This window comes from Paenibacillus sp. P36, from assembly GCF_045866505.1.
Lineage (GTDB): Bacteria > Bacillota > Bacilli > Paenibacillales > NBRC-103111 > Paenibacillus_E > Paenibacillus_E chondroitinus.
Genome location: NZ_AP038372.1, coordinates 2,252,102 through 2,272,551, shown reverse-complemented (window position 1 = coordinate 2,272,551; position 20,450 = coordinate 2,252,102). Strand labels below are relative to the sequence as shown.

The window sequence follows — 20,450 nt, the reverse complement described above, 5'->3', positions numbered from 1 at the left end:
GATTAACTCTCTCAAATTTATCGGCAGATGAAGCTTGGAGTTGAAGCTTAAATTAAAACAAGCCCAACAAGGTTCCCCTCGCCAGGCTCGCTTAGTTCTTATTTCACAAATGATTTCGTGCGTAAAATCGCTGTATGCGTCGCTTCATCCCACTGCACATCCAAACCGATTTGTTCCGCGAAGAAACGAATCGGCACATACGTCCTGTCTTGCTTCACATAAGGCGACACATCCGTAGATTGCTTCACATCCGCTTGTCCTGCTTGTTTAAGCACAACACCGGTTTCACCAATGGTTAACTCCACCGTCGTGGTTCCTTTATTCAGCTGTACAATCTTTTTGCCCGCTTGTTCTGCATACTTAACTTCGAAACCAAATGTTTCACTGATTGCTCGAACCGGAACCATCGTCCGTCCATCCTGAAGCTCAGGCTGAGCATCGAAAACAATCATTTTATCGCCATGTACGACATTAATTCCTTGGCTGGCTAAATTATCCGGTAAATGATACGGCGTTATTTTACGGATTTTATTGTTCGAAGCATCTGCAACGATCATATTTCCTTGAGCCGTGACAATGACATCACTCGGATTATAAAATTCAGCCGCCCGCTCAACCCCATCCGTCTCACCTGTTTGCACCGTGCCGGATATCGTTGTCACCTTACCGTCCAATAAATAACGAATTGCATGATTTAAGCTGTCCGCTATCAAAACTCCGCCTTCCGAAGTCACGGAGAGTCCTTTCGGAAAATCAAACTTAGCTTTCAACGCTTCGCCATCGGCGTAGTCACCGCCTGCATACAGCTCATTTTTTTCATATATCGTATTATTGCTTAATAGTGCCGTAGATCCAGCTACCGTCTTCACAGTACCAGCTTGCAAATCAATATAACGTACGCGTTGATTACCCGTGTCGCTCACATACAGATTTCCTTTGCTGTCCAGAGCAAGACCGGAAGGCTCGTTGAACTTAGCTTCAGTTAAATTACCGTCTTGGTACTCACCGGCAAATGACGCCTCTCCGGGACGAACCAGAATTGCACGAGTAGAAGCTGCATTCAGTGTTGAGACCGTGCCGTCTGTAGAAATTTTACGAATCACATGATTCAGCGAATCCGCTACGTACACAATCCCATCAGCCGTTACCGCAACATCACTCGGATGGTAGAAACTCGCGTCCGCTCCTTTGCCATCCTTCTTACCCGGAACACCATTTCCCGCAAGCGTGGTAACTTGTCCGTTCGTGTCCACTTTACGAACCGCGTTATTCGCAGAGTCGGCTACATACACATTCCCCTTGCCGTCAACGGCCAAGCCTGACGGTGCATTAAAAAATGCTTCAGAGGCTTTACCATCAAGGAGTCCTCCCGTTGGAAATCCTTGGCTGTTCGTCGTAACAACAACCTCTGGTCCTGCGAACGTCGTAACTTTGCCTCCCGAAACCTTACGAATAAGATGATTGCGGGTATCTGCAATCAGAATGCTGCCGTCAGGCAGTTGAAGAACACTGCCCGGCGCTCGAAATGCGGCACTTAAGGCATCGCCGTTCACATCTTCAAAATCCCCAATTCCGGCGAACGTCGTAACATCTGCTAGAATTTGGCCATTACTTGAACGCAGCGCATCTGCAGACAAACCCGCCGCCCACGCGGACGAACCTCCAAGTAAAGTCGCTGCCGCAAACGTGGAAACAAGGATATATTTTAAGGGTTTCATAGGTTTCTCCTTTAATAATTCGATTAAACACCCGTATGGAGATCTAAATCTAAAGTTACCGGTTGAATACTAGATTCCACAATGGGGATGGTTTGAACGGACGTGCCATTTTTCCGTACAATGACGATTTTCCCAACACTAATTTCTTGATGCCCATAACCTTGCAAAGGAATTGTCACTAGCTTTTGAAGATCAGTAACCTTGATATTGCCTGCATCCCCATAACCCGTGACCGTGTAAACCAGTTCTTTTTGACCGCTGCCCTCATATTCTTCGATATGTTCGACATAATTGGTACTGTTTTCCCGCCCAAAAATCGTTCCATTTACAGCCGGCATGTCATCACTGTAATAAGTATCTTCACCATAGAACAGGTGCACCTCTACGCCATAAATATCATTAGATTCAACGAAATTTTTTAAATTAATATCCAAGTTGTATGTATTCGGATTAGAACCTGTCTCATTTAATGTCGCCGTTAAACTTACAGCCGGCACTGGCGTATTAGGTGTTCCCGGATCAGGATTACCTGGATTCGTGTTTCCACCGGAACTTCCTCCGGAATTCGAACCTCCATCGGTCGGTGGTGTCACTGGTGGCTTAACAGCTTCCGACGCCTTCAACTTCGCCAATGCATCTGCTTTAGCCTTTTCCTCGGCGGCTTTCGTAGCTGCCTCCAGCTTTTTCTTCTGCTCTTCCAGCAGTTTAAGCTGCGCCTCCAGCTGCTTCTTCAGCTCGGCTTGCTTTTTCTCCTGTTCGAGCTTCTTTTTCAATTTCTCAGCTTCAAGCTTCTTCAGAAGCTCTTGTTTTTGTTTCTCTTTTTCAGCATCGACACCCGCTGTTTTATCTAAATCCTTTACTTTGCTTAAATCTAATTTCTTGTTTTCCTCAGAAATCTTTTTATTGGCCTCTGCAATCACTTTATCCATCGCAGATTGATCCAGTTTCTTTTCAGCCAGTGCTTTTTTCGCAATGTTTCCGATTAAATTATCGAAATTTTGTTTCACTTTATCGAGCTCATCCGTGCTCTTCACGACTAAATTCCCATCATCGGTTACATTGCCTTCGGCAAGCTCTTTTGCTTTTTTGGCGATGAATTCCTCATTTTCTTTATCGATTTCCGCTTTGTTCAGAATGAACTCTTTGATAACTTCAGGCGATGCCTGCTTAACGAAATCATCCAGATCGAGGAAATCCACTTTCAATGCCAAATCCTCAGTTTCATCTCGGCCATCAAGTGAAATTTGTTGTGTAGGATACAAGTAAGTAACAGCTGTTTTCTGCTCCGAATCCTCGCCCGTCGTTACCGTAGAAGCAGACACTTTACCTGCCCCAACCGCCATTTTGATGGCACCTGTTACCGGATCAACCATCACAAAGAACTGCGTTCCCCGGACACCCATGACGGCAGTCGGTGTTTCAACTTCAAATTCATCATTGGAACCGGCTAATGATTTCACTTTGACCCACAAGGAACCTGCCCATACTTTGAGCTTGGACTTCTTGTTTCCATCCGAAGTATTGAGGTCGGACACATTGATTTCCGCATTTTCCCCCAAGGTTACATCTGCATCTCCGTTGCTCAAATTAAGCGTTACAGAGGAGCTTGCCCCCGTATAAACGGTATCCCCTTGATTTAAACTCATGCTCTCATAAGCATCGTATGTTTTGGAGCCTCCGCCTTTTTTGACCGTTACTTCTCCTGATAAGACCGATACAACAGCAACCCTAACCGTTTTGGCATCTACAGGCTTAACAAGCAGCACGGAGATCAAACTAAATATCAAACTTAAGCTTAAACATAATGAGACAAATGATTTCTTGGACATCCCCACACCAGCTTCCTCCCTAGTTTCCAACTTTACAGATTCCCGATTACTTCATATACTGCTACGGGTTTTTCTTTCCCTTTAACTTTGATTTCACCGATAGACGCAATTTCAAAAAGGTCTTTGACCCGCTCATACGTCTGCTCACTAATGAGAATTTGCCCTGGTTTTGCATTCGATTCCAGACGTGCTGACAAATTCACGGTATCTCCGATCGCCGTATAGTCCAGACGAAGGTCTTCGGAGCCAATGTTCCCGACTACAGCAGGTCCGCTATTGATGCCCAGTCCGAATTTCACGCCGATCCCGTACTTCTCGATCAACTTCTGTTCAAGCACATTCGCCTGCGACTTCATTTCGATCGCTGCGCGAACAGCCATTTCCGGGTGATTGTCATATTCAATAGGAGCGCCGAACATCGCCATAACACCATCACCTATGAACTTATCAAGCGTTCCATTGAATTTAAAAATCGCCTTCGTACATACATCCAAATATTCGTTCAAAACTTGAATGACTTGTTCGGGCTCTAACCGTTCTGACATTGGCGTAAATCCGCGAATATCAACGAAAATCAGAGATATATCCTTGCGGCTTCCACCAAGCTTGACATCTTCTCCAGATTGCAACAGCTCGTCTACTACCGACTTTGAAACAAATCTGCCGAAGATCCCTGTTACCCGATTACGCTCTTTGCGCTCATCCAGGTAATGACTTACCAATGACCATATGTATATAGTGACTAACGCAAATTGCGGATAAACGAGTGGCGCAAAAGTTGAACCCGCAATATAAAAGGCTAACCACACGCCTCCATAAACCACGAACATGCCAATGAAAATAAATAGTGCGGTTTTCCCTTTAAATCTCTCAAATAAGTAAATGGCTAGTACGGAAATAAGTAGAATAAGACCAATTCCTACAGGTGTACTTGCGTCTTTATAAAATTTGCTTTCCAACAAAGTTTGGATCATATTGGCATGGATTTCGATTCCAAACATTTTGACAGAACTGATCGGCGTAGGATATTCGTCCTGCATCGCCGTCACGAAAGGGCCAACCAATACAATGCTGCCTTGCAGAGGCAAAGGATTTTTGCTATTCAAAACATCCACAAATGAGAGCATCTCGTAACCGGTAGTAGCATCCACCTTCTGCCTGGGCAGTGTGAAAAACTCCGTCGTTACCTGATTTCTTTCATTCGTCGGCAAAACGACACTGCCGCGCTTCCATTCTCCCGTCGCCTCATCTCGCTTAACCTTCTCATTGTCGTCAAGTACGAGATTGGCAAGGGCAACGCTGAAAGCTGGTATGAAAGTCCCATTCTCATCCGGCAATCCAACCGGAAGCTTTCGTGCTTTTCCATCTTTATCGACAAACACATTAATATGCGCCATCTGCTGCTTATTAGTTGTTAAGGTTGTCGTTGGGTAGTCAACTCTCTCAGGCACAAGATCTCCTGCCTGCTGTTGTTTGGAGGGGTAATTGATTTGAACGGGCAGGATTACATTATGATATTTGGCCAGAACATCAGCCAATGCCTTGTCGTCTGCGGGGTTTTTGGAAGGTTCAGCTAAGACCACGTCTATGCCGATTGCAGCTGCGCCGGATTGTTCCAGCTTTTCTATCAATTGGGCGTAGGTTGTTCGGTCCCACGGGAATTTCCCGATTGCTTTTAACGATTTCTCATCAATCTTGACAATTTTGATCCGATCCTCAGGTTGGCGTTCTTCCACTGATTTGGCTTTCCGCAACACATCTTGAAGGGGACCCTCAATAAAATAAAATAACCCACTCGAGTTCACCGTGTAGAAATATGTCGACAACAGCATCAGCACAAGTCCCGCTGCCAACGTATTGATCCATTTCTTTTTACCCATAAGAGCCTCCCCATGCATACTAGCTTCATTGTAAGATGGGGGGAAACAATTGGCAATGAATTGTTACAAAAAAATACAAATTGTAGCAGAAAAAAAGCCCAATCCCTTTGCAGGAACCGAGCTTTTTCGACATATTGTGGAACACGCCACAAGTTGGGTTATGATTAGTTAAAAGGTGAATCCGCAACTTTGATGGAATCAGTTGGGCAGCCATCTTGTGCATCCTGTAGATCATCGAACAGATCTTCTGGGATTTCAGTTACCCCTTTGTTACCATCTCCATCAAAAATTACTTCTGCCAAGCCCTCATCATCGTAATCATAGATGTCTGGTGCTGTAGCTCCGCAAGCGCCACAAGCAATACAAGTATCTTTATCAACGAATGTATACTTTGCCATAGTTTAACTCCTCCTCATTTTATCCTCATTGTAAAATATAATATAAATGAGGACAAAGTTCAAACCTTAAAATTGTTCTGCCTTAAAATACCTTTCAACAAAGTCTGCGAGAGCAACAATGTCATTCAAATCAAGCTTTGGCAGGGTTGAGAACCGAGAATCCAGCGCCTCCATATCTGTTGCAATCGCTATAGGCTCGTGTTCTAGAGCTTGAATAATTTCACTCTGCTCTATTGTACGAAAGACAGCGATCTTTGGATGCTTTTCCCGCTTAAATCCTTCAACAAAAACATAATCCATGTGAGCATAAGCGTTGATTTGTTCTTGCAAGTCAGGCTTGCATTTTTTCTCATAGACATGAATAGAATCAGTAGAGATTGTTACGACAGCTTCCGCACCGGATTGCGCAAAAATTGTAGAATCTGCTCCGGATGCTTCCTTATAGTGTCCATGTGCATCATGTTTCAATACAGCGATCTGCTTGCCGCGGCGTTTCATTTCAATGACTAGTTTAGCAATCAAGGTCGTTTTGCCGCTGCCGGAATATCCGGTAAAACCGATACAATGTGCCATAATCCCCTCACTTCTCCTCTTCCTTATGAAGCGGATTATTTTTCAAATGATCCATCTGCAAGGAAGTTCCTCTTGACTTATGATTTCTAATAAAAGCAGAAGGGTCGTCACTCATCATACCAGCGGTCAGAATCGCGTTCTCGCCAAACTTATCTCGGAGTCCATCCATGATTTTATTTAAATTTTCGCGTTTTGGCTGCTTCTCGTAATCAAATAAATCAAGCTGCACGAACGTCTCTTCTTTGCTTGTTAGATTTTGCAAAGTAATCCCCAACAACCGGACCGGGTTGCCGTCCTCCCATTGATGATCATACAGTTGGCAGGAAGTTCTGTAGATATCATCCATGTGCTCCGTCGGCGTAGGCAATGTAACGGATCTCGTAATCGTCCTCATGTCCGGATCACGAATGGTGATTTGGATGGTGGACGTCATCAATTCCTGCTTCCGAAGCCTTCTTGCCACCTGATCTGCAAGATTCAAGAAAACGCGGTGAATCTCTTTTCTGTCTATATAATCCCGAGGCAGTGTTGTCGTATGGCCGATAGATTTGCTTTGCTCTTGCTCAGGGTTAACCGGCGAGTTATCGATCCCATTCGCCGAACGCTTTAGATGTGGGCCCAAAACGCCAAAATGCTTGCTTAGCAGCAGCTCGTCGCCTTCAGCCAGTTGACCCAGTGTAAAGATGCCTAGCTTTGTCAGCTTGTCCGCCGTCTTTTTGCCGATACCATATAAATAGTTGCACGGTTTGTCCCATAAGACAGTTGGCACGTCCCGTAGGCGCAGAACAGAGATGCCATTCGGTTTTTTCATATCCGAGCCCATTTTAGCTAATAATTTATTTGGTGCAACGCCAATGGAGCAGGGCAGCTGCAGCTCATTCATAATCCTTTGCTGAATTGTCCCAGCAATTTCAAGCGGAGTACCGAACTGTTTGGATCCGGTAATATCTACAAAACACTCGTCAATCGACATCGATTCGACCATGGGAGAATAGCTGTAGGCGATTTGCATAAAACGTCTTGAAAAACTGCGGTATAATTCAAAATCAGGCCGGATAAGCATCAAATCAGGGCATATTTTCAAAGCCTGTCCCACCTGCATGCCTGTCTTAATCCCCATCGATCGGGCCACATAAGAGGAAGTTACAATGATCCCTCTGCGGAGCTCCACACTTCCGGCAACTGCGATGGGTTTCCCTCTATATATGTCTGGCTCGACAGCCTCATGGACCGAACAATAAAATGCATTCATATCGATATGCAAAATAACTCTGCCTTGCTTGGGATAGTGATGCTCGACCGTCGTCATTTCACAACCCCTTCCATATTCAAAAAACTAGATGAAAGTCATTTTCAGCATACAAAAAAATATGGGTTCAAGCAAACGCATTTTTGAGTTATGATGTCTTTACCCGTAATATTATGTTATAATCGTAAATTATACATTAGCGCTTTAAAGCAAGCATATTAACCTACACATACGTATCCAAGTCATTTTTGCTAGCTTTTGAAGGAGGAACCCATGCCAACATCAGTCAAAATCTTCGACACTACCCTACGAGACGGAACTCAAGGAGAAGGCATCAGCTTATCTGTTGAGGATAAAATTAAAATTGCCCGAAAGCTCGATGAGCTTGGGGTTCATTATATTGAAGGCGGATGGCCGGGCAGCAACAGCAAAGACATCGAATTCTTTGAGCGTGTCCGCGATATGAAGTTCACCAATGTCAAGATTACCGCCTTCGGAAGCACAAGACGCAAAGATTCCGTTGCTTCAGACGATATTAATCTGAACAGACTTGTTGAATCAGGTGCGCAGGTAGCAACCATCTTCGGGAAGTCCTGGGACTTCCACGTGCATACAGCGATTCAAACGACACTCGAAGAAAACCTGGCCATGATCTACGACTCCGTACTTTTTTTGAAAAGCTCCGGATTAGAAGTCATTTATGATGCAGAGCATTTCTTTGACGGTTACAAAAACAATCCTGAATACGCTTTGCAAACGATCAAAAAAGCCCAAGATGCCGGTGCTGACTGGATCGTATTGTGTGATACCAATGGAGGTTCGCTCCCTGGAGAAGTAACCGCAATCGTGACCGCTGTGAAGCAGCATGTATCAACGCCTGTTGGCATTCATGCGCATAACGACTGCGAGTTAGGAGTAGCCAACAGCCTCGCTGCCGTTCAAGCCGGTGCCGGACAGGTTCAAGGTACGATTAACGGCTATGGCGAACGCTGTGGGAACGCGAACTTGAGCTCGATTATCCCTAACCTTCAATTGAAGCTGGGATACCACGTAATCACTGAGGAACAATTGAAAACATTAACACAAGTCTCCAGGTATATCAGCGAAATTGCCAACATGCATATGCCGATCAATCAGCCTTATGTCGGTAACGCTGCATTCGCCCACAAAGGCGGTATTCACGTATCTGCCATCCTTAAAGATGCAAGCACGTATGAGCACACGAAACCAGAGCTCGTCGGCAACAAACAGCGCGTCCTTGTTTCAGAGCTTGCTGGCCAAAGCAACGTGCTTGTCAAAGCGCAAGAGCTGAACTTAGACTTCGATAAAGAGCCTCAGAAAACCAAACAAGTGATCGAGAAGATCAAAGATCTGGAACATCAAGGCTACCAGTTCGAGGGAGCGGATGCGACACTTGAGCTGCTGCTGCGTGAAGCATTTGAAGGACTTGAAGAAATTTTCACTTTAGAATCATTTAAAATGCTTGTTGAGAAATCCGCGAACCAATCCGTCGTATCGGAAGCCATCGTCAAGGTTAAGGTACATGGCGAAACGATCTACACCGCGGCAGAAGGAAATGGTCCCGTCAACGCCCTGGATAACGCTTTACGCAAAGCGCTTATCCAATATTACCCGGATATCAAGAACATCCACCTATCCGATTATAAAGTGCGTGTCCTTGACGAGAAAGATGCAACAGCCGGTAAAGTTCGCGTCCTGATGGAAACGACAGACTTTAACACGACATGGAACACGCTAGGGGTATCCAGTAACATCATCGAAGCCAGCTGGTATGCGCTTGTTGACAGCTTGCGCTATGCGCTGATCAGCAGACAACGTGTTGAGCCGGCCAACAAAGAGCAGAACGAGCGACTTGGTTTGATCAATCACTAAGACTAACACACAGACAAAAGCTGCAAATTGGCCCTATAAGGCTAACTTGCAGCTTTTTTTGTCATCCCTTGATGAGACTCGCGATCTTCTTATCCAGTTCTTTTGGCGAAAGCACGTGAATAACCTCGCGGACGACGCCATTTTTATCAATCAGAAAACTCGTTGGAATCGCAACAACCCGGTACGCATCCGCGTTCGTTCCCTGCTTGTCCAACAGTACTGGAAAAGGGTATTTATACGTTTCCACGAACTTTTTGATATTCTCCATTTTATCCCCAGGCGTCACATTCACCGCATACAAGTCAAACTGTCCTTCGTATTTGTTATATACATTCACTAGATCCGGCGCTTCTTCCTCACACGGACCACACCAGGATGCCCAGAAATTAACGAGCAAAGGCTTCTCGCGCGGACCACCAATCGTGTACGCCTTTCCATCAAGCCCAGTCAAGGTAAACGCAGGGGCAAGGAAATTCACCTGAGGCGCTTGTTCTGTTGGCATTAGGGTCTGTTTATTTTTATGCTGGGCGTTTTGATAAATAGCTATCCCGGCTAATACGACGACCAATACGATTACAAATACATTCTTCTTCAAAAATGTGTTCACCTCCATTGTCTATATTATCTCCAATTCAGCTTAATTTCCAACATCGGCAAATCAACAAAGTATGCTTTCCCCAATTACGGGAAAAGTAAGTCTACCAATTGCTCTGAAAGGAATAATCAAAGTGAACAAAGTTGCAACATCCAACACCAGGACCAAAAACAGATTTAGTGACCATGCCAGCAACGGTTCAAACAACACATCAAATAACAAATCGAACAGCAAGTCCAAGGATAAGTCAAGCAAAGGCTCCATATGGGAATACATTGCGTTAGCAACAATTCCTTTGGTTCTCGTCTTAGGGAATTCCATGCTAGTCCCTATTTTACCTGATTTACAGGAAAAGATGGGCATCTCCCGCTTCCAAAGCTCCCTTGTCATTACACTTTTCTCGATTGCAGCAGGCGTCATCATTCCGGTATCCGGCTATTTGTCAGATCGCTTTACGCGGAAATCCGTCATCATTCCATCGCTTATCGTTTACGGGGCAGCTGGTGTTCTGGCAGGCTTCGGGGCTGTCTGGCACTCTTACCCCACCCTTATCATCGCACGTGCCATACAAGGCCTTGGAGCGGCTGGTACAGCCCCTATAGCCATGGCATTAGTTGGCGATCTATACAAAGGCGGAGACGCAAGCAAAGCACTAGGGCTCATAGAAGCCTCAAATGGAGCAGGCAAAGTGGTTAGTCCGATATTAGGCTCATTACTTGCCATAATCGTCTGGTTTGCCCCTTTTTTCGCGTTTCCGATCTTTTGTGTATTAGCTTTGCTGGCAGTTATTTTCATGATTAAAGAACCTCCGAATGAGAAAAAAGCAGAACCTCTCGGCACGTATTTAAAGCAAATCAGAGATATCCTGCGAGAAAAAGGACGTTGGCTTATCCCTGCCTTTTTTGCCGGGTCGATCACTTTATTCATTCTGTTCGGCGTTCTTTTTTATCTATCTCAAATCCTAGAGGAAAAGCCCTACAGCATCGAGGGAGTCCGCAAAGGGCTCGTACTGGCCGTTCCCTTGCTTTGCATGGTCATAACCTCATACACGACCGGCGCGAAAATCAAACAAAATGGCACCTTGATGCGATGGTTAATGAATATCGGACTGATTCTGATGACAGTGTCCTTAACATTAGCAATCTTTCTCAATACGAACCTGTATGTGTTCATAGGACTTCTATCGCTTAGCGGAATAGGCACAGGACTTCTCCTACCCTGTCTAAACACCATGATCACCGGTTCAGTGGAACGTGATCAGCGTGGTATGATCACTTCATTGTACAACAGCCTTCGTTTTATCGGCGTGGCATTCGGTCCACCATTATTCGGATGGCTCATGAATATGTCGCATAAAACCTTGTTCATAACAGTAGCTTCCATGGCTCTCCTGATGTTAGCACTCGTCTTTTTCTGTATCAAACCGAATGAAGAACTAAAAGGAAATGCATGATATACTAGCCTCAATCTTAGTCGTATTTTAAGGTGGAGGCGCCAATGGTCGTATATTTAAAAAAAGAACTTTTCAATCAGCTGCTGCATTTCAGCCAACAAATGATGCCGGAGGAAGCATGCGGCCTCATTATAGGCAAATCTACGAGCCCAAACGAAGAGCTTCTAGCCTCTTCTTTTGTTCCCATGCGGAATTGCTCCACCAACCCTCGAATTCATTTCGAGTTGGACCCGGCGGAGATGATTCCCTATCTAACAAATAACCAAAATCCTGTGATGGGCTTATTCCACTCACATCCAACAGCCTCCGCGGTTCCTTCTGCCGCGGACCTGCAAACCCTTTGGCATACGATTCCTACTCATTGGATCCTCTCTTTGACGAACCCAGATAACCCTGAGTTAGTGGTTTATCAAATAAAAAAAGCCTCATCGACCGGTTATCACAAACTCGCGTTTGTAATCGGTCAATGATGGCTTAAGAGGGCGTATAGATCACCCAGTGTATCAACATTCCTCGCTTTGATCTCCTCCATGAATCGGGACCACAGCTCTGCAGTCATCAAGGAATCCTCCAGGGCATGATGACGCTGAGTAACCGGTATATCATAAGCATGAAGCAAAGAATCCAAGCTTAAATTTTTCCTTTTTGGCATCAGCCACTTCGCAATCATCATCGTATCCAATACACGATGAGATAAACTGACCTTAGAGGTTCGCCAGAGCGCAGAATTCAGAAAGTTTTTATCATGCCCGGTTGCATGAGCTACCAAAATTCGCTGCTGGACAAATTCCAGAAAATCGCTCAAAACGCCGATCAATTCAGGAGCATCCGCTACCATTTCATTCGTAATCCCTGTCAATTCAATGATGTCTTCTGGAATTTTACGTTTCGGATTTACCATACTATAGAAAGTATGATCTCTCTGAACTTCACCACCAATGACGGAGACGCCGCCGAACGAAATAATTTCATCACCATTATAAGGAGAAAATCCTGTCGTTTCCAAATCAAAAACTACAATTTCCATCGAGTGCAGCGGTATTTCAAACAGGGAATCCTTCCGCTGTTCTTTTAACATCGAGCGAATAAAAGCCATCTGCTGGGCACTTTGCACATCAAACATGGAGGTTATAGCCGGTGTCAGCCCCCCCATTTTGTACAACTGCCACATACGTCCGCCAGGCCGCATATCTTTCATCCCAACTCACCTCTCCAACACAAGAAAAATGCATTCCGATCCATCTAACCCTTTTCTCTCTCTATGTGTGAAACAATCGACCTTTTAACATACTTTTGCAGTTCAATCCCGGCACGTAAACATTGTTTCAATTCCTGTTTGACTTCCTTGGTTAATTGATCAGCGGCCAGCTTCCCGCGGGTTGTGTACATCTCATTTTCTAATTGGAATGGTGTTAAATCCCTGAGTTTAAGTGCTACGCAGAATGCCTCTAACCACTCATCAGCTAATTGATCTGATATAAAACTACTTTCCTTTAGTAACTTTATCCTTTGCAAAGTCGATGAGTGCATAATGCCTGCTTGGATAGCGAGTAGACGTATACCATTCACGATAGGAATATAAGCGCCATATTTGATATCAAAACCACCAGCATCTTCACCGTACCTCTCCGTAATCAACTGGCCAAAGACACCTAACGATATTTTGTGGTGGAGCGTATTCGATAATAAATCATTCAGAATGCCCGAGTTCTCCCGAACATAGGTTAAAAACGTATCCTTCAGTTGATCGACCAAATTTTGCGATCCGTATATACACCGCATATCCGCCATGATGAGCAGGTAACGGATATTTTCCCACTCCGGTTCCCTCAGCCATTCCAGCATCATTTGGGTATACTCTGATAACGACTTACGCCATTGTATATTGCTAGAAACAACATTGCCTTCACACGGTGGGTATCCTAACGCGTCTAGACCTTTCAAGATGCAATCAACCAATTTAATGAAGTATTCTTCTACTTCTTCCTTTGGATGCTGGTCGCTTTCCCCATATACAAGCCCGTTATCCTGATCGCTCCAAAGCGTTTGTTCACTTCGCCCTCCGCTACCGTACAGGATAAAAGCATACGGCACAGGCGGTTTCCCAAAGCCTTCGTCTTCTAAAATGTGTTCAGCAAGCTCAATCGTTCTCTGTATAAAAGCATCGTGAACCGTGTTCACCTTTCGACCTAATTCAGGTGTATGAGAGAAAAGGAGATGCTCCCGAAACATCTCATGCACCTGATCTCTGGTTATTCGCATCTCATCGAACTGTTCCGATAGATAGATACGCTCCAGGATCTGTTCCATTGAGAGATGTTTCATGTTGCATCCCCTTTGCCCAAGTAAAAAGTTATGTGATATTAAACGGACACGCCGTTTTGAGCTGCTTTTTTCATTTGTTCTGGGTAACCGTATGAACCGTGTTCAGACAAGTCCAGACCAATGATTTCTTCTTCTTCCGTTACACGCAGACCAACTGTAGCTTTAAGAATTCCTAAGATAATGAAGGATAAAACAAGTACGAATGCCAATGCTCCGAAAACGCCAAGCGCTTGAATACCTAGTTGGTGCAAACCGCCGCCGTAGAATAAACCCGCACCACCGACACCAACTTTAGCAGACAGTTCAGGAGTTGCGAACAGACCCGTGGAAAGCGTACCCCAGATACCAGCAATACCATGTACAGAGAAAGCGTAGATCGGATCGTCGATCCCAGCTTTTTCAAACCATTGCGCCGTGAAGAAAGTAACAATACCTGCTACCGCACCGATAACAATCGCAGCCCAAGTATCTACGAACGCACATGCTGCTGTAATTGCAACAAGCGCTGCAAGAACACCGTTCAACATGCTAGGAATATCCGCTTTACCAAAGTACATCCAGGAAATGATCAGTGCAGCAACACCACCTGCCGCAGCAGCCATGTTCGTTGTCAAAGCGATGTAACCGAAGAATCCATCTCCCATTGCACTTAGCGTACTACCTGGGTTGAATCCAAACCAACCGATCCAAAGAATGATAACACCGAGAACAGACAACACTTGGTTATGACCAGGAATCAGATTTGGCGTTTTATCTTTATTATATTTGCCAATCCGTGGTTTTAACAAGATCGTAGCTACCAGAGCTGCTGTCGCACCTTGTAAGTGAACGACCGTTGAACCCGCGAAATCTTGCATACCAAGCTTACTCAACCAGCCGCCACCCCATACCCAGTGAGCTACGATTGGATAAATCACAACGGTGAACAAAATTCCGAAGATAAAGTAAACCGGAAGCTTCGCTCTTTCTGCGAATCCACCCCAAGCAATCGCCAAGGATACACCTGCGAAAGCCAGTTGGAATAAGAATTTGATGCCGATAGGTACATCAGATGCAGATAGCGACCCGAATGCCGCTGTAGCTTGATCTTCCAAGCCTGTAACGAAGAACCCTGTTGTTCCGAAGAAGGCATTGCCATCACCGAAGGCGAAACCGAAACCAACAGCCCAGAATGCAATGGCACATAGTCCGAAGGTTAAGATTGTTTTACCGGCTACGTGACCGGCATTTTTCATTCTAGTCGACCCTGCTTCTAATAAGGCGAAACCAGCTTGCATGAAGATAACTAAAATTGCGGCTAACATGACCCAAACGGCATCGATTGCACTTTGCAATTGGGGAACTGTCGCTTCATCTGCAGCAAATGCGAGAGTAGGGAACAGCAGAGCCATGACACCAAAAGCTAACAACAACTTCTTAATCATACGACCACTTCCTTTAATGTTAGATTAAATAACATGTAATGAAACTCTTAATGTCATTATATACAGGTTATATGGGTTTGACAATAGGATTTTCTCTAAAAAAATGAAAAAAACGAAAAATAACCTGACATCGAACAGGCATAATTCGTGTTTTCATTAATTTTTTGTGAAAAATGTTAAGATTCCTATCTTTGAACCCTTGTCAGGTATGATAGCATAAGCATCACGTTTGACTGTACGGTTTGTAATCAGGTATCATTATTATATAGAAGGAATTTATTATATGACATTGGAGTAGAGGTGAATGAAACATGGAAAATGAGAAGCTATATAAAATCGGGGAACTTGCCAAACTTGCCGATGTTAGTTCTCGAACCATTGATTACTACACCAAGCTTAACTTGATCGAGCCCGAGAAAAGATCCGATACGAACTACCGACTTTATAGCGATGAAACTTTGAATCGACTTAAACGTATTGAAACTATGAAGAACGAGAAATATACCCTAGAGGAGATCAAAGCAAACTTACAGCAATGGAGCAAGGTATCCCAAGATGACACAGTGAGAGATAAGCTGACATCCATTCAGCTTCATCTTGAACAATTAATGAAGGAAGCCAAAGAACTTGGGCCTATTATCCAACAGTTGAAGCCAAATCAGCTCAAAAAGCTCTATCGCATTTTAACGCAACCAACTGCGGCATGCATTGAAGCATTAATTGTTCTTCTAGGTAAAAATCCGTTCTCATAACGAATTACGGAGGCATGTGAAATGTTATTTTTTCACCCAATGGATTTTCTCATTATTATTGCATTCGCACTTTCTTTGTGGGCTTCGTTCAGAGTTCGCGGAACATTCAACAAATGGTCTAGTGTCCCTGTCTACTCAGGCATGACAGGCGCCCAGGCCGCACGTCGGATGCTGGATGCTAACGGGCTCTATGATGTCCCTGTTGAAGCCGTACGAGGCACGTTAACAGACCACTACGACCCGACAGCTAGAGTTGTTCGATTATCAGAGCACGTCTATTATGAAAGCTCCATATCAGCCGTTTCCGTCGCCTGTCACGAAGTTGGGCATGCGATTCAGCACAAAGTACATTATCCTATGCTCGTTGCAAGACATTACATGTTCCCCGTCGTAAATTTTGCATCCGGCGTAGCTCCACTTTTAATCTTAGCGGGGTTCTTGTTCCAACAGATTCCATGGCTTCTCGGTCTGGGCATTATCTTTTTCGCAGCAGCCGTCGCCTTTCAACTGGTCACCTTGCCGGTAGAATTCAACGCTAGCTCCAGAGCTCGCGATTTGATGGTTTCCGAAGGATTCATCTCCAATCAGGAAGAACGCGGGGTAGCCAAGGTCCTTAATGCAGCAGCACTTACTTATGTCGCGGCAGCGTTAATCTCCGTGCTGGAGCTACTGAAATATATCATGATATTTACAGGTCGTAACAACGACGATTAATCCAAAAAGCTCTCCATTGCGCTGCAGCATAAGCAGCACACAGGAGAGCTTTTATTATTGAAAGTATTCTTGCAGAAAACGTCTGAACACTTCGGCTACTAACGGAAGCTTTTCACCTTTCCGGCTTATTAAACCTATTGTACGGGTTACTTGCGGATCGGTAACACGGATTTTGGCAGGCTGCATCTGGCCGCCTTCAATCAGCGCCATCGCAGGCAGCAAGCTGACCCCCATCCCCGCGGCAACGAGTCCACGAATGGTATCTGTCTCTTCTCCCTCGAATTCAATTTTCGGGACGAAACCGGCCTTCAAGCATGCCTCCATGACAATAGAACGCAGCGTATACTCTTCACTAAACATAACAAAGTTCTCATGTTTCAACTGTTCAAGACGAATAGACGTATAATCAGCCAGGATATGATTGGCCGGAATAATCGCATATAATTCTTCCGTCAGCAGTAATTCCCCAGTCACATGCTCATGGGACTCTGGAAATGGCGAAATAAATGCAAGATCGATTTCACCTTTGCTAACATCTCGAATCAAAGAGGTGTACGTCCCTTGGCGAAGCCGGAACTTCACATTAGGATGATCCTTCTTAAAAGAGGCAACGACAGCTGGAAGTAAATTAATAACTAAGCTGTGCGGGAAACCAATACGAATTTCCCCCGCCTCCGGATCTAGAAATTCATGCATCTCACCAACGGCGCGCTCTAGATCCGTCAATATCCCCTCGATGCGGCTTAAAAATAAATGACCAACCGAGGTCAGATGCAGGTTACGCCCTTTTTGAACAAATAAATTCACGCCAAGCTCTTCTTCTAACAGATGAATTTGGCGGCTAACAGCCGACTGAGCCACATGCATTTCTTCTGCGGCTTGAGTCACGTGCTGCTTTCTTGCAACTTTCACAAAATACTGCAATTGTCTTAATTCCACTTGGATGAATCCCCCGACTTTTCTTACAGGATTACGAATCTGTCAACATTTTATGCATTTAAATTATAGCCTCACAGCTTCAATTGGACAACCTAACTTCAAAAAGCTTATAATGAAAAAGTTGTTAAATTGCATGGAAATCAAAGGAGGAACTGTTCAAATGGCTCAAGACCGTACTGGTGTTGCTACAATCAAAGGCAATCCGATCACCTTGGTGGGACCTGAAATTAAAGTAGGTGACAAAGCACCTAACTTCACTGTGAACAAAGACTTGATGACACAAGTAACCTTGGCAGATTATGCTGGTAAAGTAAAGCTGATCAGCGTAGTTCCATCCTTGGACACAGGTGTTTGTGACGCACAAACTCGCCGCTTCAATGAAGAAGCAGCTGGCCTAGGTGACAATGTCACTGTACTGACAATTAGCGTTGATCTTCCTTTCGCACAATCCCGTTGGTGCGGAGCAGCTGGAATCGACAAAGTCATCACATTGTCCGATTACAAAACAAAATCCTTCGGTGAAGCATATGGCGTATTGATCAAAGAGCTTCAACTTGATATGCGTTCAATCTTCGTTATCGACGCTAACGATACCGTTCAATACGTGGAATACCTGGGCGAAATGACAGCTCACCCTAACTACGAAGCAGCTGTAGCAGCTGTTAAAAAATTAATTTAATAGAAACAAATAAAACAGCAAGGAGGCCAAGCTTCCCTGCTGTTTTTATTATCCTTCAATTTTATATTGAGCTAGTTTACGGTCTAATTGTTTGTAAATATCTATAATTGTACGGTAGTTGGAACCAAGGTCCCCCATTGAGCCTCGGGATGCTGAATAAATATCCACTGCCGTTTTCACGGGATTAATCGCGAACAGTGTCAAAGTAACATCCTGTGTTCTGCCTGTCATTGTTTTGCGTTCTGCGAGAATTTCGCCTACACTTTGTACTTCGTGGAGCAGCTTATAACCCGGTGTCTTCTTCAAAACTGCCGTAACCTCTTCCCATACCTGCTCTTTGGGAAGCTTGTAATACCTTGTTTTCAGCAAAGGATCTTTGGCTTTATCTCCGGTCGTTTCGTGACTGCGAAGTAATCCGATTAAAGTTCTCTTAAGCAAAAGCCTTTTCCCCCTTCAATGAAGTGCATTTAGACCGCTTGCCTTCTCTACACTGCTCTCTATATTACCACTGTTTGGGGATAAGAAAAAGAGGGAAAATGAAATCGGTAGGATTACTCCACAGTTATTTAGACAGAATTACTCATTAATTTCCAAAAAAGGTGCTATACAGCAAATAGGCATTTAGAACTGCAATTAAGACCGCTACGATCCAACTAAGCACAATCATCCACTTCGGTGTGATAAGTTCACCCATTTTTTTACGGTCAGATGTAAACTTCACTAGCGGAATGACAGCAAAGGAAAGCTGAAGCGACAAGATGACTTGACTTAGAATAAGCAAATCTGTAGCGCCGCTTTCTCCATAAATGCCAATCACGATGACCGCTGGAATAATTGCAATCATACGGGTGATTAAACGGCGAAGCCATGGTGAAAGACGGATATTTAAAAAGCCTTCCATGACGATTTGCCCGGCTAATGTCCCAGTGAGCGTTGAATTTTGCCCTGAAGCTAGCAACGCAACAGCGAACAATACACTCGCGGCGCCGGTACCTAACATAGGTCCCAGTAAGTGGTAGGCATCTTGTATTTCAGCTACTTCTGTACCTGCTGAGTGAAAAGCTGCTGCAGAAAGAATAAGAATAGCCGCATTGACGAATAAAGCCAGCATTAATGCTACCGTAGAATCAATCGTTGCGAATTTGATCGCCTCGCGTTTTCCTTGAATCGTTGGTTCAATTTTACGCGTTTGAACGATCGAAGAATGCAAATATAAGTTATGAGGCATAACCGTCGCCCCAAGAATACCAAGAGCAATATATAACATAGCAGGATTGGTTACAATTTCAGTTGTCGGAATAAATCCCGCTGCTACAGCCGCAAAATCAGGTTGAGAAAAGATAAGCTCCATGACAAAACAAAAAGTAATAAGTGCAATCAAGCTTATAACCATAGCTTCAATGTAACGAAAGCCTCTTTTTTGAAGCATCAGTACTAAAAGAACGTCTATCGATGTTAATATAACACCATAAATTAAGGGAATCCCGAAAAGCAAATTCAAAGCAATCGCTGCACCAATGACTTCCGCTAAATCACAGGCCGCAATCGCTAATTCACATAGAATCCATAGTACGAATGATACAGGCTTGCTGTAATGATCCCGACAAGCTTGCGCTAAGTCACGTCCTGTTACAATGCCCAAGCGGCCAGCCAAGGCCTGCAGGAGAATAGCCATGAGGTTCGAAATTAAGATGACAGACAAAAGGGTGTATCCAAACTTGGAACCTCCCGCTAAGTCCGTCGCCCAGTTCCCAGGATCCATATACCCAACCGCGACGAGGTAGCCAGGGCCTACGAATGCAAGCAATTTACGTATGAAGCCTGCCTTCTTGGGTACTCGCATACTTTGATGAACTTCAGGCAAACTCGGCATCGAGGATTTACCTTTCCAGCCTTCACCTTCATGCTCAGCTTCTTTATATGCTATTGACATAGATATCTCCTTCTTTCGCAAGACCAATAATGTTGTCCTAAGGAAACATTTTATTTAGAATTATACTATATAAACCCATACTATGCTATAGGCAAA

19 protein-coding genes are annotated in these 20,450 nt (G+C 44.4%); 6 read left to right on the top strand and 13 right to left on the bottom strand.

Going from position 1 to position 20,450, the window contains the following annotated elements:
• Positions 1 to 98: 98 nt before the first annotated feature.
• The 6 genes from ACKTT9_RS10425 to ACKTT9_RS10400 all read right to left on the bottom strand — a co-directional run bounded on the left by ACKTT9_RS10425 (position 99) and on the right by ACKTT9_RS10400 (position 7,707).
• Positions 99 to 1,718, bottom strand: a complete 1,620-nt coding sequence (locus tag ACKTT9_RS10425; RefSeq protein ID WP_407871481.1) for a stalk domain-containing protein — start codon at positions 1,716 to 1,718, stop codon at positions 99 to 101.
• Positions 1,719 to 1,741: 23 nt separating this feature from the next.
• On the bottom strand, positions 1,742 to 3,547 hold the full coding sequence (locus ACKTT9_RS10420; protein WP_407871480.1) for a FecR domain-containing protein: 1,806 nt from the start codon (positions 3,545 to 3,547) through the stop codon (positions 1,742 to 1,744).
• Positions 3,548 to 3,579: 32 nt separating this feature from the next.
• Positions 3,580 to 5,427 (bottom strand): CHASE2 domain-containing protein, encoded by a 1,848-nt coding sequence (locus tag ACKTT9_RS10415; protein WP_407871479.1) that lies wholly within the window; start codon positions 5,425 to 5,427, stop codon positions 3,580 to 3,582.
• 164 nt (positions 5,428 to 5,591) lie between these two features.
• Positions 5,592 to 5,825 (bottom strand): ferredoxin, encoded by a 234-nt coding sequence (locus ACKTT9_RS10410; RefSeq protein WP_127454548.1) that lies wholly within the window; start codon positions 5,823 to 5,825, stop codon positions 5,592 to 5,594.
• Between the two features lie 66 nt (positions 5,826 to 5,891).
• Positions 5,892 to 6,398, bottom strand: a complete 507-nt coding sequence (gene mobB, locus ACKTT9_RS10405; RefSeq protein WP_407871478.1) for a molybdopterin-guanine dinucleotide biosynthesis protein B — start codon at positions 6,396 to 6,398, stop codon at positions 5,892 to 5,894.
• A 7-nt stretch (positions 6,399 to 6,405) separates the two neighbouring features.
• A complete protein-coding gene (locus ACKTT9_RS10400) occupies positions 6,406 to 7,707 on the bottom strand; it encodes a DNA polymerase IV (protein ID WP_407871477.1) in 1,302 nt (433 codons plus the stop codon).
• A 213-nt stretch (positions 7,708 to 7,920) separates the two neighbouring features.
• Between ACKTT9_RS10400 and cimA the strand changes: the two genes are divergently transcribed.
• Positions 7,921 to 9,540, top strand: coding sequence for a citramalate synthase (cimA, locus tag ACKTT9_RS10395; protein ID WP_407871476.1), 1,620 nt, complete (start codon positions 7,921 to 7,923; stop codon positions 9,538 to 9,540).
• A gap of 61 nt (positions 9,541 to 9,601) precedes the next feature.
• Here the strand turns inward: cimA and ACKTT9_RS10390 are convergent, their stop codons facing one another.
• Positions 9,602 to 10,135 carry a TlpA family protein disulfide reductase gene (locus tag ACKTT9_RS10390; RefSeq protein WP_407871475.1) on the bottom strand — a complete coding sequence of 178 codons (534 nt, stop codon included), beginning with the start codon at positions 10,133 to 10,135 and terminating at the stop codon, positions 9,602 to 9,604.
• A 133-nt stretch (positions 10,136 to 10,268) separates the two neighbouring features.
• Here ACKTT9_RS10390 and ACKTT9_RS10385 point away from each other — a divergent pair, with 133 nt between their 5' ends.
• Positions 10,269 to 11,588 carry an MFS transporter gene (locus ACKTT9_RS10385; protein ID WP_407871474.1) on the top strand — a complete coding sequence of 440 codons (1,320 nt, stop codon included), beginning with the start codon at positions 10,269 to 10,271 and terminating at the stop codon, positions 11,586 to 11,588.
• A 44-nt stretch (positions 11,589 to 11,632) separates the two neighbouring features.
• A complete protein-coding gene (locus ACKTT9_RS10380) occupies positions 11,633 to 12,058 on the top strand; it encodes a M67 family metallopeptidase (protein ID WP_407871473.1) in 426 nt (141 codons plus the stop codon).
• Here ACKTT9_RS10380 and ACKTT9_RS10375 read toward each other — a convergent pair.
• From ACKTT9_RS10375 to ACKTT9_RS10365, 3 genes are read right to left on the bottom strand one after another with little or no spacing between them, the layout of a single operon-like run.
• A complete protein-coding gene (locus tag ACKTT9_RS10375) occupies positions 12,052 to 12,786 on the bottom strand; it encodes an exonuclease domain-containing protein (RefSeq protein WP_157322639.1) in 735 nt (244 codons plus the stop codon). The two genes, ACKTT9_RS10380 and ACKTT9_RS10375, sit on opposite strands and share 7 nt — an antisense overlap.
• A 44-nt stretch (positions 12,787 to 12,830) precedes the next feature.
• Positions 12,831 to 13,913: a DUF294 nucleotidyltransferase-like domain-containing protein gene (locus ACKTT9_RS10370; protein ID WP_407871472.1), complete on the bottom strand. Its 1,083-nt coding sequence runs from the start codon at positions 13,911 to 13,913 to the stop codon at positions 12,831 to 12,833.
• A 38-nt stretch (positions 13,914 to 13,951) separates the two neighbouring features.
• Positions 13,952 to 15,337: an ammonium transporter gene (locus ACKTT9_RS10365; RefSeq protein WP_407871471.1), complete on the bottom strand. Its 1,386-nt coding sequence runs from the start codon at positions 15,335 to 15,337 to the stop codon at positions 13,952 to 13,954.
• A gap of 311 nt (positions 15,338 to 15,648) precedes the next feature.
• On the opposite strand from ACKTT9_RS10365, the gene ACKTT9_RS10360 reads away from it, so the two are divergent.
• Positions 15,649 to 16,089 carry a MerR family transcriptional regulator gene (locus ACKTT9_RS10360; protein ID WP_127454568.1) on the top strand — a complete coding sequence of 147 codons (441 nt, stop codon included), beginning with the start codon at positions 15,649 to 15,651 and terminating at the stop codon, positions 16,087 to 16,089.
• A 21-nt stretch (positions 16,090 to 16,110) separates the two neighbouring features.
• Positions 16,111 to 16,803, top strand: a complete 693-nt coding sequence (locus ACKTT9_RS10355) for a zinc metallopeptidase (protein ID WP_407871470.1) — start codon at positions 16,111 to 16,113, stop codon at positions 16,801 to 16,803.
• Between the two features lie 54 nt (positions 16,804 to 16,857).
• Here ACKTT9_RS10355 and ACKTT9_RS10350 read toward each other — a convergent pair whose 3' ends face one another.
• Positions 16,858 to 17,742 (bottom strand): LysR family transcriptional regulator, encoded by an 885-nt coding sequence (locus ACKTT9_RS10350; protein WP_407871469.1) that lies wholly within the window; start codon positions 17,740 to 17,742, stop codon positions 16,858 to 16,860.
• A gap of 160 nt (positions 17,743 to 17,902) precedes the next feature.
• On the opposite strand from ACKTT9_RS10350, the gene tpx reads away from it, so the two are divergent.
• Positions 17,903 to 18,421 carry a thiol peroxidase gene (gene tpx, locus ACKTT9_RS10345; protein ID WP_127454574.1) on the top strand — a complete coding sequence of 173 codons (519 nt, stop codon included), beginning with the start codon at positions 17,903 to 17,905 and terminating at the stop codon, positions 18,419 to 18,421.
• Positions 18,422 to 18,469: 48 nt separating this feature from the next.
• Here tpx and ACKTT9_RS10340 read toward each other — a convergent pair whose 3' ends face one another.
• Complete coding sequence (locus ACKTT9_RS10340; protein WP_127454576.1) at positions 18,470 to 18,859, bottom strand: DUF1499 domain-containing protein; 390 nt, start codon at positions 18,857 to 18,859, stop codon at positions 18,470 to 18,472.
• Positions 18,860 to 19,004: 145 nt separating this feature from the next.
• On the bottom strand, positions 19,005 to 20,354 hold the full coding sequence (locus ACKTT9_RS10335; protein WP_407871468.1) for an Nramp family divalent metal transporter: 1,350 nt from the start codon (positions 20,352 to 20,354) through the stop codon (positions 19,005 to 19,007).
• Positions 20,355 to 20,450: the final 96 nt, after the last annotated feature.

Excerpts from the sequence above, each read along its gene's own strand:
- ACKTT9_RS10425 (WP_407871481.1), bottom strand. The coding sequence starts at position 1,718 with ATGAAACCCTTAAAATATATCCTTGTTTCCACGTTTGCGGCAGCGACT.
- ACKTT9_RS10420 (WP_407871480.1), bottom strand. The coding sequence starts at position 3,547 with ATGTCCAAGAAATCATTTGTCTCATTATGTTTAAGCTTAAGTTTGATA.
- ACKTT9_RS10415 (WP_407871479.1), bottom strand. The coding sequence starts at position 5,427 with ATGGGTAAAAAGAAATGGATCAATACGTTGGCAGCGGGACTTGTGCTG.
- ACKTT9_RS10410 (WP_127454548.1), bottom strand. The coding sequence starts at position 5,825 with ATGGCAAAGTATACATTCGTTGATAAAGATACTTGTATTGCTTGTGGC.
- mobB (WP_407871478.1), bottom strand. The coding sequence starts at position 6,398 with ATGGCACATTGTATCGGTTTTACCGGATATTCCGGCAGCGGCAAAACG.
- ACKTT9_RS10400 (WP_407871477.1), bottom strand. The coding sequence starts at position 7,707 with ATGACGACGGTCGAGCATCACTATCCCAAGCAAGGCAGAGTTATTTTG.
- cimA (WP_407871476.1), top strand. The coding sequence starts at position 7,921 with ATGCCAACATCAGTCAAAATCTTCGACACTACCCTACGAGACGGAACT.
- ACKTT9_RS10380 (WP_407871473.1), top strand. The coding sequence starts at position 11,633 with ATGGTCGTATATTTAAAAAAAGAACTTTTCAATCAGCTGCTGCATTTC.
- ACKTT9_RS10375 (WP_157322639.1), bottom strand. The coding sequence starts at position 12,786 with ATGAAAGATATGCGGCCTGGCGGACGTATGTGGCAGTTGTACAAAATG.
- ACKTT9_RS10370 (WP_407871472.1), bottom strand. The coding sequence starts at position 13,913 with ATGAAACATCTCTCAATGGAACAGATCCTGGAGCGTATCTATCTATCG.
- ACKTT9_RS10365 (WP_407871471.1), bottom strand. The coding sequence starts at position 15,337 with ATGATTAAGAAGTTGTTGTTAGCTTTTGGTGTCATGGCTCTGCTGTTC.
- ACKTT9_RS10360 (WP_127454568.1), top strand. The coding sequence starts at position 15,649 with ATGGAAAATGAGAAGCTATATAAAATCGGGGAACTTGCCAAACTTGCC.
- ACKTT9_RS10355 (WP_407871470.1), top strand. The coding sequence starts at position 16,111 with ATGTTATTTTTTCACCCAATGGATTTTCTCATTATTATTGCATTCGCA.
- tpx (WP_127454574.1), top strand. The coding sequence starts at position 17,903 with ATGGCTCAAGACCGTACTGGTGTTGCTACAATCAAAGGCAATCCGATC.
- ACKTT9_RS10335 (WP_407871468.1), bottom strand. The coding sequence starts at position 20,354 with ATGTCAATAGCATATAAAGAAGCTGAGCATGAAGGTGAAGGCTGGAAA.